We start from the raw sequence: 15,192 nt of genomic DNA, 5'->3' as shown, positions 1-15,192 counted from the left end.
ACACCGGAGCGCCACCCTGATCACTACCTTCGAGTAGCCCGAATAGATGTAAGGGGCCCTTGTCCTCCCCAGCGGTGAGGCGTCCGAGTCCGAGGGGATGAGTTCGGGCCGCGGCACCTCACCGGGCAGCACGACGAGATGGGCTTATGCCGGCCATACCTTCGAAACGAAAGGTGACGGCACGGGGCTGTCACCGTGCGCAAGGGGGCAAGCCCATCATGGGGAACGGAGATTCGCGGGTGCGGGGCATAGCCGCCCGGGCCGGTGGCTGGAGCGCCCGGCACCGATGGGCTGCCGTCGGCATCTGGGTGTTGTTCGTCGTCCTGGCGATGGGGCTCGGTTCGGCCGCGGGCACCGTCAAGCTCAAGGACAGCGACCAGCTCAAGGGCGAGACGCGCACCGCCGCAAAGATCGTCGACGACGCCGGGATCAACGAGCCGGCCAGTGAGTCGGTCCTGATCCAGGCGAAGGGCGGCGGGCTGAAGGCCACAGACGCCGAGTTCAAGGCCGCCGTCGGCGCGGTCGTCAAGGCCGTCGACGGGACCGGCAAGGTCACGGACGTGCGCTCGCCGTACACCACGCAGACGATCTCCAAGGACGGGCGCAGCGCGCTGGTGCAGTTCGACATGCGCGGCGACGCCGAGACCGCGGGCGACCGTGTGGAGCCCGTGCAGAAGGCCGTCGACGGGGTGCAGAAGAGTCACACGACGCTGCGGATCGAGGAGATCGGCAGCGCCAGTATGCAGAAGACGGTCGACGACGCGTTCGGGGACGACTTCAAGCAGGCCGAGCTCTCCGCGGTGCCGGTGGCCCTCGGCATTCTGCTCATCGCCTTCGGGGCGCTCGTGGCCGCGCTGCTGCCGGTGGCACTGGCGCTCACCGCGATCATGGCGACGATGGGCCTGATGAGCATCGTCAGCCACATCCAGCCGATGACCGACACCGCCAACTCCGTGATGCTGCTGGTCGGTCTGGCCGTCGGCGTGGACTACTGCCTGTTCTACCTGCGCCGTGAGCGCGAGGAGCGAGCGGCCGGGCGGGACGCGCAGACGGCTCTCAGGGTCGCCGCCGCGACCAGTGGCCGCGCGATCATCGTCTCGGGTATCACGGTGTGCGTGGCGATGGCGGGCATGCTGTTCACCGGCCTCGCCACGTTCGAGGGGATGGGCCTGGCCTCGCTGATGGTCGTGGCGGTCGCCATGGTCGGGTCGGTGACGGTGCTGCCCGCACTGCTGTCGCTGCTGGGCGAGCGGGTCGAGAAGGGGCGGATCCCGTTCCTGCGCAAGGCCATGGAGCGCCGGGCCGCCCGCACGGGCGGGGAGAGCCGGTTCTGGACCGCGGTCCTGCGCGGCGTGCTCGCCAAGCCCCTCGTCTCGGTCCTGGTCGCGGCCGGTGTGCTGCTGGCGATCGCGGCTCCCGCGGTCGGCATGAAGACCCAGAACCTCACGCTGGACCAGGAGTTCGGCGACCGGCTGCCGATCGTGCAGACGTACAACCGCGTCAACGACGCCTTCCCGGGCGGTTCCGAGCCGGCCGAGGTGGTCGTCAAGGCCAAGGACATCAACGCCCCCGAGGTGAAGAGCGCCCTCGCCGACTTCAAGGAGCGGGCGATCAGTTCGGGCGCCTCGCGTGGTCCGGTCGAGATCAAGCTGCACGACGCCCAGAACATCGCCTACCTGTACGTCCCCCTGGTCGGCGGCTCCGACCTGGACAAGGCGGGCGCCAGCCTGGAGAAACTGCGCGACGACGTACGGCCCGCGACGCTCGGCAAGGTCGACGGCGTCGAGGCACCGATCACCGGACAGGTCGCCGGCTCGCACGATTTCAACGCGCAGCTCGGTGGTGCGGTCGTACCGGTCTTCGCGTTCGTGGTGATCTTCGCCTTCCTGCTGATGCTGCTGTCGTTCCGCTCGCTGACGGTCGCGATCACCTCGATCGTGCTCAACCTGCTGTCGGTGGGCGCCGCCTACGGCATCCTCGTCGCCGTCTTCCAGCACGGCTGGGGCGCCTCACTGGTGGGTGCGGAGGGCGTCGGTGCGATCATCACCTGGCTGCCGCTGTTCCTTTTCGTGATCCTGTTCGGACTGTCGATGGACTACCACGTGTTCGTGGTCTCGCGGATCCGTGAGGCGCGGATGCGCGGCCGTACGACGAGGGACGCGATCCAGCACGGCGTGGTCACCACGGCCGGTGTCGTCACCAGCGCCGCGGTCATCATGGTCGCCGTGTTCGCGATCTTCGGCACGCTGTCCATGCAGTCCATGAAGCAGATGGGTGTGGGCCTGGCGGCCGCGGTGCTCATCGACGCGACGATCATCCGGGGCGTGCTGCTCCCGGCGGTCATGGCGCTGCTGGGCGAGCGCAACTGGTATCTGCCGAAGTGGCTGCACCGGCTGCCTGACCTGACGCACGACGAGTCGTCGGAGGCCGTCGCGCCCTCGGTGCCGGACGAGGGTGAGCGTGTGAGGGTCTGATCCCTCCTCAAGGCTGAGGGCCCGTTGGTCTCCGGGGGAGTCAACGGGCCCTCACTCGTCCTCACTCGTCCTCAGCCGCTCTCACGCGGCCTCACTCGCCGTCACCGCGCGGGCAGTTCGGCCTCGATCAGGTCGACCGCCCTGTGCGTGCCGCCCTCCTGGGCCATCTCGTCCCGGATCTCCTTGAGCCGGCGGGCCACTTCGGGGTCGTCGACCAGGGCGAGGGCGGCGGTGCGCAGGGTCTCGGCGTCCGCCTCCGCCGTGGGGACGTGGCGGGCGACTCCGAGTGCCTGGAGCATGTCCGCGTTGCCGAACTGGTCGACGGCCTGCGGTACGGCGATCATCGGCGTCGAGGTCGCCAGCCCCTCCTGGCTGCCGCCCGCCCCGGCGTGCGTGACGAACAGGTCGGCCTCCTTGAGGATCGCCAACTGCGGCACCCACGAGCGCACTTCGACGTTCGCCGGTACGTCCCCGAGCTCGGCGGGGTCCAGCTGCCCACCGATCTGCAGCACGAGATGCCAGCCCGGGAGATCGCCGAAGGCCCGCACGCACTCCCGGTAGAAGCCCGGCTGGTTGGTGAAGGTCGACCCGAGCGACACGAGCACCACCTTCTCGGCATGCTCCGGCCGCCGCCACTCCCCCTGCTCCGACCGGTCCCCCTGGCAGGCACCGACGAAGGTGTACACGCTCTCGTCGACCCGGTCGGCGTTGGGCTGCAACGCCCTGGGGATCAGGACGAGCGAACGGTCGGGCCGGCCCATGAAGGAATCGGGGTGCAGGGTGATCCCGTTCTCCTCCAGCCAGGCCCGGAAGCGGGCGTAGTACGCCTGACCGCGCTCGGTGCTCTTCGGCTCGGCCCACATGGGCTCGGCGACCTCCTCCTCGTAGCCCTCCCAGGCGACGAGGTTCGGCGACAGTGAGATCGCGGGCACGCCCCAGCGATGGGCGAGGACACGGCCGGGGTACGCCGTGATGTCGTGCAGGACGAGGTCCGGTACGTCGCCCTCGTACGCCCGGCTCAGCTGGGGCAGGGCCTGGATCGCGTCGCCGAGAAAGAGCTCGACGTGGTCCAGCAGCTCACTGCCCCAGGCCGCCGGGTCGGCGCCCGGCCCCGGCAGGGTGGAGTTCCAGAGCTTCGGCTCGGCACCGGTCTCGGCGACCTTCTCCGCGAAGACCGGCGGGATCGCGTACGTGACCCGGTTCCCGCGGGCGACGAGCCGGCGGACCACCTCCAGACTGGGGTTCACATGGCCGTGGGCGGCCACGGAGAACATGGCGATGTGGGCGGGGCGGGTCATGGGGGCTCGGCTCGTCATGTGATCGACGCTAGGCGAGACGAACCGTCTCGTGCAACTTGTATTCCGTGTATTCCGTGTATTCCGTGTCTCCTGTGTCTCCCGTGTCTCCCGTGTCTCCCTCCGACTCATCCGGCCAGCACCTCGTGCAGCGTCAGCCACCGCTCGGGCCCCACCTCGCCCACCAGCACCCGCGTGTCCAGTCCGGCCGCCCGGAACGCGGCGTCCACCCGACGCCTCGGACTGGCCCGCGGGAGCGAGGCGTGCAGCGAGCCGCCGACGCCCGAGAAGCCAAGCTCGACGAGGCGACGCCAGCTGTCGTGGGCGCCGTCCTCCAGCAGCGGGGTGCGGCGCCGTTCGACGCGTACGATCCCGGCGTCGACGCGGGGCACGGGCCGAAACCGCGTGCGGTCGACCCGGCCGGCCAGCCGCCACTCCCAGCGGGGCCAGCTGCGGATGGTGAGCAGGGTCCAACTCCCGTAGTCGCCCGTGCGTTTGCGTGCGTATTCGAGCTGGGTGAGCAGGGTCGCGTCGGTGAGGGAGGGACGAGGGCGGGACGAGGGCGGCGGTTCACCGCTGGTACCGCGCCAGCACCATGTTGCCGTCCTTCACCAGGCGTCTGCGCAGTTCGCCGAGGCCGATGGCACCGCTGTAGTACTCCTGGAATGCCGGGGTCGCCACCTTGTCCTTCCACTCGGGGTAGCCGCGCACGGACTGCGCGGGTGCCGAGCGGAGCCGGCCGGCGAGGGCGGTACCGGTGGCCCACCCGTCCTTGGCCGTGTGCAGGGCCGGGTCCTTGAGGGCCTGGGTGCCGGTCGGCAGCATCCAGTCGCCCAGCGCCAGCCGCACCATGTTCTTCGGCCGCAACAGGAAGTCGACGAACTCGGCGGCCTCCTTCTTGTGCGGGCTGTCCTCGGCGATGGACAGGGTCTGCGGGCTGACGCCCTGGGTGAGGCCGTCGGCGCCGGCCGGGGCGGGCAGCACCTGCCAGTCGAAGCCCTTGGGCGCCTGCTGCACGATCTGCTGGCGGTAGGAGAAGCCGAGCGGGACCATCGCATACCTGCCGCCGAAGAACCCGGGCAGGGTGTCCGAGCCGCCGCTGCCCAGGGTGGTGGGCGAGGCGCTGTGATCGGTGTCGGCCTGGTCGTGGATCGTGCGGGGCACCACCTGGTCGGCCGCCTCGAAGCGGATCGTCACCCTGCCGTCGGCGCCCCGGTGGAACAGTTCGCCGCCCGCCGACAGCGAGAGGTTGAGCGTGGCGGAGACGGGCTCCTTGAGCGGCCAGGCCACGCCGTACTTCCCCTCGCCGCTCAGCTGCCGGGTGACGCTCCTGAACTCCGCCCAGCTCCACGGGCGTTCGGGAGTGGGGATCCGTACGCCGGACTCCTTCAGCCATTTCCTGTTGGCGACGATCACCCGCGGCTCCTGGAGGAAGGGCACGCCGTAGACGCCGTCCCCGAAGGTCGCCGTCTCCCAACTCCGTTGTGGAATATCGGACTTGAGTCGGGTGGACAGCAGTCCCCGAAGGTCGGCGAGGTAGCCGCCGTAGGCGAAGTCCGCGAGGTCGTCGGAGGCGTCGTGGATGATGTCGGGTGCCTCACCGCCCTCGAAGGAGGTGAGGAGCTGGTCGTGGACGCTGTCCCAACTTCCCTGGACGTACTCGACCTTGACGTCCGGATGGCTCGCGTTCCACTCCTTCACCAGCTCCTTGTTGGCCGCGACCGACTCCTGCTGCCAGGCCAGTGACTGGAAGCGGAGAGTGATCCGGCCGTCCGCGGTGCCACCGCCGCCGCCCGCGCATCCCGCCAACAGGGCCAGCACGAGGGCCAGGAGCCCGATCATCCTGCCGCGCATCAGTTCTTCACCGCCCCGGTGAGCATGCCGCCGGTGATCCGCCGCTGGATGAGGGCGAACACGACGAGGGAGGGCAGCGTCGCGAGGAACGCGGCCGCCGCGAGCGGGCCGAGGTCGGCGACGCCTTCCGCGCCGATGAAGTGGGTGAGCACCACCGGAAGGGTCTGTTTCTCGGGGGTCTTCAGCAGGACGAGGGCGAAGAAGAACTCGTTCCACGCGGTGACGAAGGCGAACAGTCCCGTCGCGGCGATCCCCGGCGCGAGCAGCGGCGCCACCACCGACACCAGTGTCCGCAGCCGCCCGGCCCCGTCGACGGCGGCCGCCTCCTCGATCTCGGTCGGCACCGCGCGGACGTATCCGGCCAGCATCCACAGCGCGAAGGGCAGCGCCCACACGACGTACACCAGCGTCAGCCCCGCCGGCGAGTTGATCAGCCGCAGGTTCTTCAGCACCAGGAACAGCGGGATGATCACCAGGACCAGCGGGAACGCCTGGCTGACCACCACCCAGCCGGTGGCGGCCCGGGTGAGCGCGGAGCGCCGGCGGGCCATGACATAGGCGAGCGGGGTCGCGATCGCCACCGCGATGACCGCCGCCCCGACCGCGGCGAGCAGGGAGTTGAGCGCTGCGTGCAGCAGGGGCTGCTCGTCGAAGGCCTGCCGGAAGTTGTCGAGGGTGGGGTGCCGGGGGATCCAGGTGGGGTGCAGACCGCCCAGTTCCCGGGGCGACTTGAAGGCGGTGGAGAGCAGCCAGAGGAGGGGGAAGGCCAGGAAGACGAGATACGCGAGGAGGGCCGCGTACTGGCCGGCCCTGACGCCGGTCCGGATGCCGGTCCGGATGCCGGTCCGGATGCCGGTCCGGGCCCTCATGCCTCGTCACCTCCCCTGAGCCGGCCCACGAGGAAGAGGCCGAGCAGCACCGAGATGACCGCGACCATCACACATCCCATCGCCGCCGCGTACCCGAACTGCCCGTAGCGGAAGGCCTCTTCGTAGGCGAACAGCATGGGCAGACGGGTGCGGCCGCCGGGGCCGCCACTGGTCAGTACATAGACCAGGGCGAAGGAGTTGAAGTTCCAGATCAGGTTGAGCGCGGTGATGGCGAGGGCGACCGGTCTGAGGGCGGGCCAGGTGACCGTGCGGAAGCGGCGCCAGGCACCCGCCCCGTCGACGGCGGCCGCCTCGTGGAGTTCGCGCGGGGTGTTCTGCAGTCCGGCGAGCAGCGCGACCGTGGTCTGCGGCATGCCCGCCCAGACACCGACGACGATCACCGCGGGCAGCGCGGTCCCGAGACCGCTGAGCCAGTCACGGCCGTCGCCGAGGCCGAGGTCGTACAGGGTTTCGTTGAGAACGCCCGCGTCCGGGTTGTAGACCAGCCGCCACATGATGCCCACGACGATTTCGGGCATCGCCCACGGGACGATCGCGAGGGCGCGGGCCAGCCATCTCAGCCGCAGGTCCTCGTTGAGCAGCAACGCGAGACCGAGTGCCAGCAGGAACTGCGGGACGGTCACACCGACCGCCCACACCAGCCCGATCCGGAACGACTCCCAGAACAGCGTGTCGTGCAGCAGGTCCTGGAAGTTGAGGCCGCCGATCCACTGCGTGGACCGGGTCCGGCCGGACTGGGAGTCGGTGAAGGCCAGCAGGACGCCGTAGAGCAGGGGGCCGACGCTCAGTACGAGGATGGGGATCAGGGCGGGAAGGACGAGGAACCAGGCGCCGTGCCCGTCGGCGCGCCGGCGTCCTCCGCTGCTCGGGGCTCGTCGCACCGCCCGCCCCTGCGCGGTCACCAGTGTCACGGACTCAGCCCCTTCGCGCTGCTCGGGTGGCCCCGTCATGGTCGTGAAGGCGCTGTACGCCGTCAAGGCACCGCACACAGGGCCGGACCTGTGCGGATGCGAGACTGACCGACGGATGGCGAGATTCCGACGCCGTCCGCGACAGGCCCGGGACGACGCAGCAGGCGTACGACGACACGGCAGCCGTACGACGACACGGGAGGCGGACGATGGACGAGGCGACGGCGCGGGACGCACTGGCCGCGGCGGGAGTGCTGCCCGTCCCGGCACGCGACGCGCGGCTCCTCGCGCTGGGCGAGAACGCGGTGTTCGCCGCCGGTGACCTGGTGGTCAAGGTGGGCCGCGACGCCGAACTCCTCGGCCGGGCGCGCCGGGAACTGGACATCGCACTGTGGCTCGCCGAGGCGGGCGTACCGGCGGTCCGGGCGGCCGAGCCGAAGCCACTGCTGGTCGGGGGGCACCCCGTGACCATCTGGCACCGGCTGCCCGATGCCGTACGGGCCGCGGAACCGCGGGATTTGGCCGAACTGCTGCGGGTGGTCCACGCTCTGCCCTCGCCCTCCTTCGATGTGCCGCCCCGGGAGCTGCTGGGCGGTGTGGAACGCTGGCTGCGCCTCGCGGGCGACGCGATCGACCCCGCGGACGCGGCGTATCTGCGGGACCGGCGGGACGGCTTCGCATCGGCCGCCGCCGCGCTCACCCCGCACCTTCCGCCCGGCCCCATCCACGGGGACGCGCTGCCCCGCAATGTGCACGTCGGCCCGGACGGTCCGGTCCTGGTCGATCTGGAGACCTTCTCCGTCGACCTGCGTGAGCACGACCTGGTCGTCATGGCCCTGTCCCGCGACCGCTACGGCCTGCCGACCGACGCCTACGACTCCTTCACCGAGTCCTACGGCTGGGACGTGCGCGAGTGGGAGGGCTGCTCGGTGCTGCGCGGCGCCCGCGAGACGGCCAGCTGCGCCTGGGTCTCCCAGCGCGCACCGACCAACCCCAAGGCCCTGGTCGAGTTCGAACGCCGGGTGGCGTCACTGCGGGACGGGGACGAGTCGGTGCGCTGGTATCCGTTCTGACCGAGCCTGGTGGAGAGGGGGTTCAGACCGTCTCGTCCGCCGGCTCCCGCAGGGGCCAGGTGCCGTCGACCACCGCCGTCGCGTCCCCCTTGCCGCGCAGGAAGCTCTGGAAGTCCGCCGCCCACTCGGCATACCACGCGATCTGGCGGCGGTGCAGTTCCGCCGGACCGAGGGCCGCGATCTTGGGGTGGCGGGCGGCTATCGCGCCGGCCAGACAGGCCGCGGCGAGGGCGTCGGCCGAGGCGTTGTGCGCGGCGTCGAGCGGTACGCCGTACTCCGTGCAGACCGCTTCGAGGTTGCGCTTGCCGCGGCGGTAGCGGTCGACCCAGCGGTCGATGGTGTACGGGTCGATGACCGGGGCGGGGTCGATGCCGCCCAGCCGGTCGCGGAGGGACGGCAGGCCGTGCCTGCGCAGTTCCGCGGAGAGCAGGCTCAGGTCGAAGGCTGCGTTGTAGGCGACCACCGGGACGCCCGTCTTCCAGTACCCGGCCAGGACGTCCGCGATGGCGTCCGCCACCTGGTCGGCGGGGCGGCCGTCCGCCGCCGCCCGCTCGTTGCTGATCCCGTGGACCGCGACCGCGTCGGCCGGGATCTCCACGCCCGGATCCGCCAGCCACTCCCGGCACCCTATGGGCTGCCCGCCCCTGACCTCGATCACGGCCCCCGTGACGATGCGCGCCTCGCGCGGATCGGTCCCGGTCGTCTCCAGGTCGAAGCCGACCAGCAGCTCCTGGTGCCAGCCCATGGGCGGTCCCCCTTCTTGGTGGTGCTTTCCCCCAGTGGTCTCCACCTTCCCATGTGCCACTGACAATCCGAGGACCGCATTCCGCTTGCGGCCACGGGCGGTTCAGGACACGGGCCGCGAATCCGCCCAAGTCGTTTCGAACTCCTCGCGATAGGTCGGGAAGAGCCCGCTGTCATCCACATCGCCCGATTTGACCACCCGGTTGCCGTTGCGCAGCACCAGCACCGGCGCCTCCATGCCGCGCGAGCGCCGCAGATAGGACTGCACGACGGCGATGCCGTCCGAGCCGTCGCCGTCGACGAGGTAGGCCGTGCAGCGCGGGGTCTCGTCGTAGACCTGGATCTCGAAGGCGCCCGGGTCGCGCAGCCGGGACCGCACGCGGCGCATGTGCAGGATGTTCATCTCGACGGCCCGGCTCAACTCCCCGCGCTTCATGCCGAGTTCACGCTCGCGCCGCTTGACTGCGCTGGAGGCGGGGTTGAGGAACAGGAGCCGGACGCGGCAGCCGGCCTCGGCGAGGCGCAGCAGCCGTCGCCCGGAGAAGTTCTGCACGAGCAGGTTGAGGCCGATGCCGACGGCGTCGAGGCGGCGGGCTCCGCCGAACATGTCCTCGGCCGGGAACTGACGCAGCAGCCGCACCCGGTCGGGATGTACGGCGACCACGTCCGCGTACCGGTCGCCGACCAGGTCCTCCACCGCGTCCACGGGCAGCCGGCGTGCCGACGGCACGTCCCCGGCCGCGCCGAGGATGTCCAGCAGCTTCGCCGAGGCCCGCTCGGCCTGGTTCAGGACCGCCTCGGACAGGGCGCGGTTGCGGGAGACGACGTTGCGGGTGACCTCCAGCTCGTCCAGGGCGAGTTCGACGTCGCGGCGGTCGTCGATGTACGGCTCGAAGCACGGCCAGTGCTGCACCATCAGCTCGCGCAGCTGCGGCAGCGTGAGGAAGCTGAGGACGTTGTCGTCGGCCGGGTCGAGCAAGTAGCCCTTGCGGCGGCTGACTTCGCGCACCGCGACCGCGCGCTGCACCCATTCCTGGCCGGCCGGCCCGGCCGCGGCGACCACCCAGTCGTCGCCGTGGACGGGTTCGTAGATGGGCCGCAGAACGGCGGCCACGACCGCGCGCAGCCGCTGTTCGACGAGGTTCAGCCAGATGTAGGCCCGGCCGGCTCGCTGAGCGCGCGTACGCACCTCGCGCCAGGCGTCGGTGTCCCAGTCCAGCTCCGGCCCGATGGAACTCGTCGCCATGGGCCTGGCCAGGGACACCGTGCCGGGCGGGACGTCTGTGGAGTCCCCCTCGTGACCCTCGTCACCAGGGGGCAACTCCAGCCCTCCCGACCCCACCCGCGCACCGCCTTCCGCTCCCCCGAGCACTACCCCGTGTCAACGATCAAGGAAGGGTACTCCGGGAGCGGTCGGCGATGCAGCCGGATGGACAGTGTCGTTTCTCAACTACGCGGCTCCCAGTGGCCGTTCTGGGACGCGAGGGCGTCCGGAGTGAGCGGATTCATAGCGGTGACGTCCCTCGGGGCGATGGAGAAGCCCTGCCAGTGGACCGGCATGGGCTGCTGGTCCTCGTCCCGCGCTATGTGGTGGAAGCCCACGTTCATCCAGAGGATCGGGTGGGAGAGGGTTTGGCCGTTCACCCACCTGTCGACGGACTTGCCCGATGCGGCAGGGCAGTTGCCGGTGTTGTTGCTGGCGAACTGCTCGCACTTGTTGTACTCGGTGAAGTACAGGTCGTGCTTGGTGAAGGGACGCCCCGGGTACTTGGTGGTGGTGCCGGGGACGATCTCGTACGAGCGGGCGTGCCCGTCCTTGTTCTTGCCGGTCGCGCTGACCATCCGCCACCAGCGGTAGGTCTGGTAGTCGCCGGCGAGTTCCTTGGTGACCTTGGTGCGGGTGGTCTTGGCGCTCGGGGCCTCCTGGCCGCGGGCCGGCGCCGTGACCTTCGAGTCGTACTGCTCGACCTTCGTCTTGGAGGAGCCGTCGAGGCCGAAGTCCAGGCGCCAGAAGACGTTGTGGGTGTGGCTGGTGGCGGAGGCGGTGGCGCCCTTGCCGATGGGCCAGCCGCGGCCGTCGCCGGCGTCGTAGTCCTCGTAGGAGAGGCTGCCGGTGGCACCGACGTTCATGTTGATCGTGCCGTCGTCCTGGAAGCGCCACTCGGTCATGTACTCGTACCAGCCGACCTGGTTGACCGTGTAGACGAGAAGGTCCTTGCCCTGGGCCTGGTAGACCTGGTTGGCGCTGTTGCCCTGCATGCGGTAGGCGTGGCCGCGGGCGCGGGTGGTGGTGCACAGGCCCTTGACGTTGGCCTGCGACGGGTCCCAGGCGTCCGGCACCTTGACGGTCTTGATGGTGCCGCCGGGGCACTCGCCGGGCGCCAGGTTCATCAGGCCCTGGGCGAAGCCGAAGCCGGTGAGGTCGTCGTACTCGACGCTGCCGTCGTCGTAGGGAACGTCGATCTGGGCGAGCCGGGCGCTGTTGAGCACCTTGATCGGCGTGGTCTCGCCCTTGGGCTGGTAGGACACGTTGTCGAGGACGAGTCCGGCCTTGCTGTCGTAGCGCCAGCACATCCGCCAGGTCGTACCGCTGGACAGCTTCTGCTCGATCTTGTAGGCGGCGCTGCAGTCGGCGGCGGGGGCTGCGGCGGCCTTCGGCTGGGCGGCGGCCGGCCCGGCACCGGTCACCGCGCCTGCGGCCAGCGCGGCCACGGACAGGCCCACGGCCGTCCGGGTGCGGGCACGGCTCATTCTGATGACGCGCATGAAGACGTGACTCCCTTACAGGAGGAGCAAGTGGGAAAAGTGAACGGAGGCGGGCTCAGCGTCGGGCGAGCTTGGCGACCTTGCCCGCACTGAGGTCGACGATCAGCGACCTGGCGTCGATCCACGGCCCGTTGACGACCTTCGGAAACAGCCGCACGCACCGGTGCTCACCGCACTTGTCCAGTACGGCGGGCTGGGCGCCCGGCGTGGCCCGGTACACGGCGCCGTTGAGCAGCAGCTGGTCCGGCGAGGTGAGCTCCTTGCCGGTGGCGTCCTTGTAGTCCGCCTTGAGTCCGGCGCCGAGCGGGTCGGCGATCAGGATCTTGGCGGCCTCGGCGTTCTCGGCGCGGCTCAGCGGCGGCTGGACGCCGTGCTGCGTGCCGGTCTCCTCGACCTTTCCGGTGTCCAGGTTGACCGTCTTGGTGACGAGGGTGTCGTTCTTGTAGTCGTAGAACGTCACGTCGGCGCGACGGGGCGCGTTCGGGTCGTCCACCTCGTCGTTCTCCGGGTCGGCGATGTCGACCGTGAGCCGCTGCGGCCCGCGCTCGCCCTCGACGTTCTCGGCGGAGTTGAGCAGCTGACGGCTGGCGGCGATCTGCTCGGCCCGCTTGGTCTCGTCGTCGGTGAGCGGGTCGTTGCCCTTGCCCTTGTCGCCCTCGGCGGGCGCCTGCTCGACCACACCGGCCGGGACCGCGCCGTCCTGCCCCTGTCCCGCCTCCTGCGCCGCCCGAGTCCCGGCGCTGCCGCCTCCCGACTCGCCGGCCCCCGCCGTCCCCGGCAGGGTGATGCCGACCATCACGGCGGTCCCGGCCACCGCTATGGCCGCTCCGGCCACCACCTTGCCCAGATGGCGGTGCACTATCTTGCGCACATTTCCCCCACTCCCCTTCATCCCGGGAGTACGTGTCTGCCCCAGTGGTTTCGGCATACCGCGTATGCCTGGTCGATCGGTAAGAGGGACGTAAGTCATAGGTGGTTCCATCACTTTCGGGGACACTCGACGCGAAGGCGCCCCCGACGGCGCGTCCCACCTGAAAGAGTCGTGTCCATGCAGGTCTGGCCTGGCGAGGCGTATCCGCTCGGTGCCACGTACGACGGCGCCGGCACCAATTTCGCTGTCTTCTCGGAGACCGCGGACCGAGTAGAGCTGTGTCTGCTGCACGACGACGGCTCGGAGACGGCGGTGGAACTGCGCGAGAGCGACGCTTTCGTGCGGCACGCGTACGTGCCCGGCATCATGCCGGGACAGCGTTACGGCTTCCGCGTGCACGGCCCGTACGCCCCCGAGCGCGGCATGCGCTGCAACTCGGCGAAGCTGCTGCTCGACCCGTACGCGCGCGCGATCAGCGGTTCCATCCGCTGGGGCGAGGAGGTGTACGGCTACCACTTCGACGCGCCCGAGGAGCGCAACGACCTGGACTCGGCGCCGCACACGATGACGTCGGTCGTGGTCAACCCCTACTTCGACTGGGGCGACGACCGGCGGCCCCGGCGCGGGTACCACGAGACGGTGATCTACGAGGCCCATGTGAAGGGCCTCACCATGCAGCATCCGGGGCTGCCGGAGGAGTTGCGCGGCACCTATGCGGCGCTCGCGCACCCGGTGATCATCGAGCATCTGGTGGAGCTGGGCGTGACCACGCTCGAGCTGATGCCGGTCCACCAGTTCGTGAACGACCACCGGCTGGTCGACATGGGCCTGAACAACTACTGGGGCTACAACACGATCGGTTTCTTCGCCCCGCACAACGCGTACGCGTCCTGGGGCGACCGCGGCCAGCAGGTCCTGGAGTTCAAGTCGGCGATCAAGGCGCTGCACGAGGCCGGTATCGAGGTCATCCTGGACGTGGTCTACAACCACACGGCCGAGGGCAACCACCTGGGCCCGACGCTCTCCTTCAAGGGCATCGACAACCCGCAGTACTACCGGCTCACCGACGACCCGCGCTACTACATGGACACCACGGGCACCGGGAACTCCCTGCTGATGCGGTCCCCGCACGTCCTGCAGCTGATCATGGACTCGCTGCGGTACTGGGTCACCGAGATGCACGTCGACGGTTTCCGCTTCGACCTGGCGGCCACGCTGGCCAGGCAGTTCCACGAGGTGGACCGGCTGTCGTCGTTCTTCGACCTGGTGCAGCAGGACCCGGTGGTCTCCCAGGTGAAACTCATCGCCGAGCCGTGGGACGTCGGCGAGGGCGGCTACCAGGTGGGCAACTTCCCGCCGCTGTGGACCGAGTGGAACGGCAAGTACCGCGATACCGTGCGGGACATGTGGCGGGGCGAGCAGCGCGCGCTCGCCGAGTTCGCGTCCCGGCTGACGGGCTCGTCGGACCTCTACCAGGACGACGGCCGCCGCCCGCTGGCCTCGATCAACTTCGTGACCTGCCACGACGGTTTCACCCTGCACGACCTGGTCGCCTACAACAACAAGCGCAACCGGGCCAACGGCGAGGACAACCGGGACGGCGAGAGCCACAACCGGTCCTGGAACTGCGGGGCGGAGGGCGACACCGACGATCCCGAGGTGCTGGAGCTGCGGGCACGCCAGATGCGGAACTTCATCGCCACGCTGATGCTGTCCCAGGGCGTGCCGATGATCAGCCACGGCGACGAGTTCGCCCGCACCCAGAACGGCAACAACAACGCCTACTGCCAGGACAACGAACTGGCCTGGGTGAAGTGGCCGGCCCCCGACGCGGAGAAGGACGCGGCCGGCAGCGAGCTGCTGGAGTTCGCGCGCGCGATGGTGTGGCTGCGCAAGGACCATCCCGTCTTCCGCAGGCGCCGCTTCTTCCACGGGCGCCCCGTGGAGGGCACCCACGACGAGCTGTCGGACATCGCCTGGTTCACCCCGGAGGGCAAGGAGATGACCCAGCGTGACTGGGACACGGCACCGGCCTCGGCGCTGACGGTGTTCCTGAACGGGAACGCGATCTCCGAGCCCGGCACGCGCGGCGAGCGGATCGGCGACGACTCGTTCCTGCTGATGTTCAACGCCTCGCCCGAGACGCTCGACTTCGTGGTGCCGGTCAACCACGGCCGCCAGTGGCAGGTCGTCGTCGACACCGCCCGCACGGACGGAGCACAGCCGGACACGGGCCCGAAGGTACGCGCCGGCGCCCGGCTTACCCTGGTGGACCGCAGCCTGACGGTGCTGCAGCGGCCGGTCTAGACCCTGC

11 protein-coding genes and 1 pseudogene are annotated in these 15,192 nt (G+C 70.1%); 3 read left to right on the top strand and 9 right to left on the bottom strand.

Annotation, left to right across the window (positions count from 1 at the left end; genetic code table 11):
• Positions 1-218 precede the first annotated feature (218 nt).
• The gene (locus OG870_RS35400; protein ID WP_266590827.1) at positions 219-2,474 is read left to right on the top strand and encodes an MMPL family transporter; all 2,256 of its coding nucleotides are present in this window, start codon (positions 219-221) and stop codon (positions 2,472-2,474) included.
• Positions 2,475-2,575: 101 nt separating this feature from the next.
• Here the strand turns inward: OG870_RS35400 and mgt are convergent, their stop codons facing one another.
• The 5 genes and pseudogenes from mgt to OG870_RS35375 all read right to left on the bottom strand — a co-directional run bounded on the left by mgt (position 2,576) and on the right by OG870_RS35375 (position 7,424).
• Positions 2,576-3,790, bottom strand: coding sequence for a macrolide-inactivating glycosyltransferase (mgt, locus tag OG870_RS35395; protein ID WP_266590825.1), 1,215 nt, complete (start codon positions 3,788-3,790; stop codon positions 2,576-2,578).
• Positions 3,791-3,897: 107 nt separating this feature from the next.
• Positions 3,898-4,314, bottom strand: a pseudogene (locus OG870_RS35390) (rRNA adenine N-6-methyltransferase family protein); the annotation flags it as partial.
• Positions 4,315-4,339: 25 nt separating this feature from the next.
• On the bottom strand, positions 4,340-5,623 hold the full coding sequence (locus OG870_RS35385) for an ABC transporter substrate-binding protein (RefSeq protein WP_327691852.1): 1,284 nt from the start codon (positions 5,621-5,623) through the stop codon (positions 4,340-4,342).
• Positions 5,623-6,462, bottom strand: coding sequence for a carbohydrate ABC transporter permease (locus tag OG870_RS35380; protein ID WP_266523839.1), 840 nt, complete (start codon positions 6,460-6,462; stop codon positions 5,623-5,625). The genes OG870_RS35385 and OG870_RS35380 overlap by 1 nt, the downstream gene beginning before the upstream one ends.
• 26 nt (positions 6,463-6,488) lie before the next feature.
• On the bottom strand, positions 6,489-7,424 hold the full coding sequence (locus OG870_RS35375; protein ID WP_266590819.1) for a carbohydrate ABC transporter permease: 936 nt from the start codon (positions 7,422-7,424) through the stop codon (positions 6,489-6,491).
• Positions 7,425-7,633: 209 nt separating this feature from the next.
• Here OG870_RS35375 and OG870_RS35370 point away from each other — a divergent pair, with 209 nt between their 5' ends.
• Positions 7,634-8,497: a phosphotransferase enzyme family protein gene (locus OG870_RS35370; RefSeq protein ID WP_327691851.1), complete on the top strand. Its 864-nt coding sequence runs from the start codon at positions 7,634-7,636 to the stop codon at positions 8,495-8,497.
• A gap of 22 nt (positions 8,498-8,519) precedes the next feature.
• Here the strand turns inward: OG870_RS35370 and OG870_RS35365 are convergent, their stop codons facing one another.
• The 4 genes from OG870_RS35365 to OG870_RS35350 all read right to left on the bottom strand — a co-directional run bounded on the left by OG870_RS35365 (position 8,520) and on the right by OG870_RS35350 (position 12,878).
• Positions 8,520-9,242 (bottom strand): 3'-5' exonuclease, encoded by a 723-nt coding sequence (locus tag OG870_RS35365; protein ID WP_327691850.1) that lies wholly within the window; start codon positions 9,240-9,242, stop codon positions 8,520-8,522.
• 102 nt (positions 9,243-9,344) lie between these two features.
• Positions 9,345-10,613 carry an SAV2148 family HEPN domain-containing protein gene (locus OG870_RS35360; protein ID WP_266523188.1) on the bottom strand — a complete coding sequence of 423 codons (1,269 nt, stop codon included), beginning with the start codon at positions 10,611-10,613 and terminating at the stop codon, positions 9,345-9,347.
• Between the two features lie 74 nt (positions 10,614-10,687).
• Entirely contained in the window at positions 10,688-12,007 is a 1,320-nt protein-coding gene (locus OG870_RS35355; protein ID WP_266590815.1) for a copper amine oxidase, read from the bottom strand.
• 55 nt (positions 12,008-12,062) lie between these two features.
• Positions 12,063-12,878 (bottom strand): Tat pathway signal sequence domain protein, encoded by an 816-nt coding sequence (locus tag OG870_RS35350; RefSeq protein ID WP_327691849.1) that lies wholly within the window; start codon positions 12,876-12,878, stop codon positions 12,063-12,065.
• Positions 12,879-13,055: 177 nt separating this feature from the next.
• Between OG870_RS35350 and glgX the strand changes: the two genes are divergently transcribed.
• Positions 13,056-15,185, top strand: a complete 2,130-nt coding sequence (gene glgX, locus OG870_RS35345) for a glycogen debranching protein GlgX (RefSeq protein WP_327691848.1) — start codon at positions 13,056-13,058, stop codon at positions 15,183-15,185.
• The last annotated feature ends 7 nt before the right edge of the window (positions 15,186-15,192 follow it).

Source organism: Streptomyces sp. NBC_00461 (assembly GCF_036013935.1).
Lineage (GTDB): Bacteria > Actinomycetota > Actinomycetes > Streptomycetales > Streptomycetaceae > Streptomyces.
This window is presented reverse-complemented; position numbering and strand designations above follow the sequence as displayed.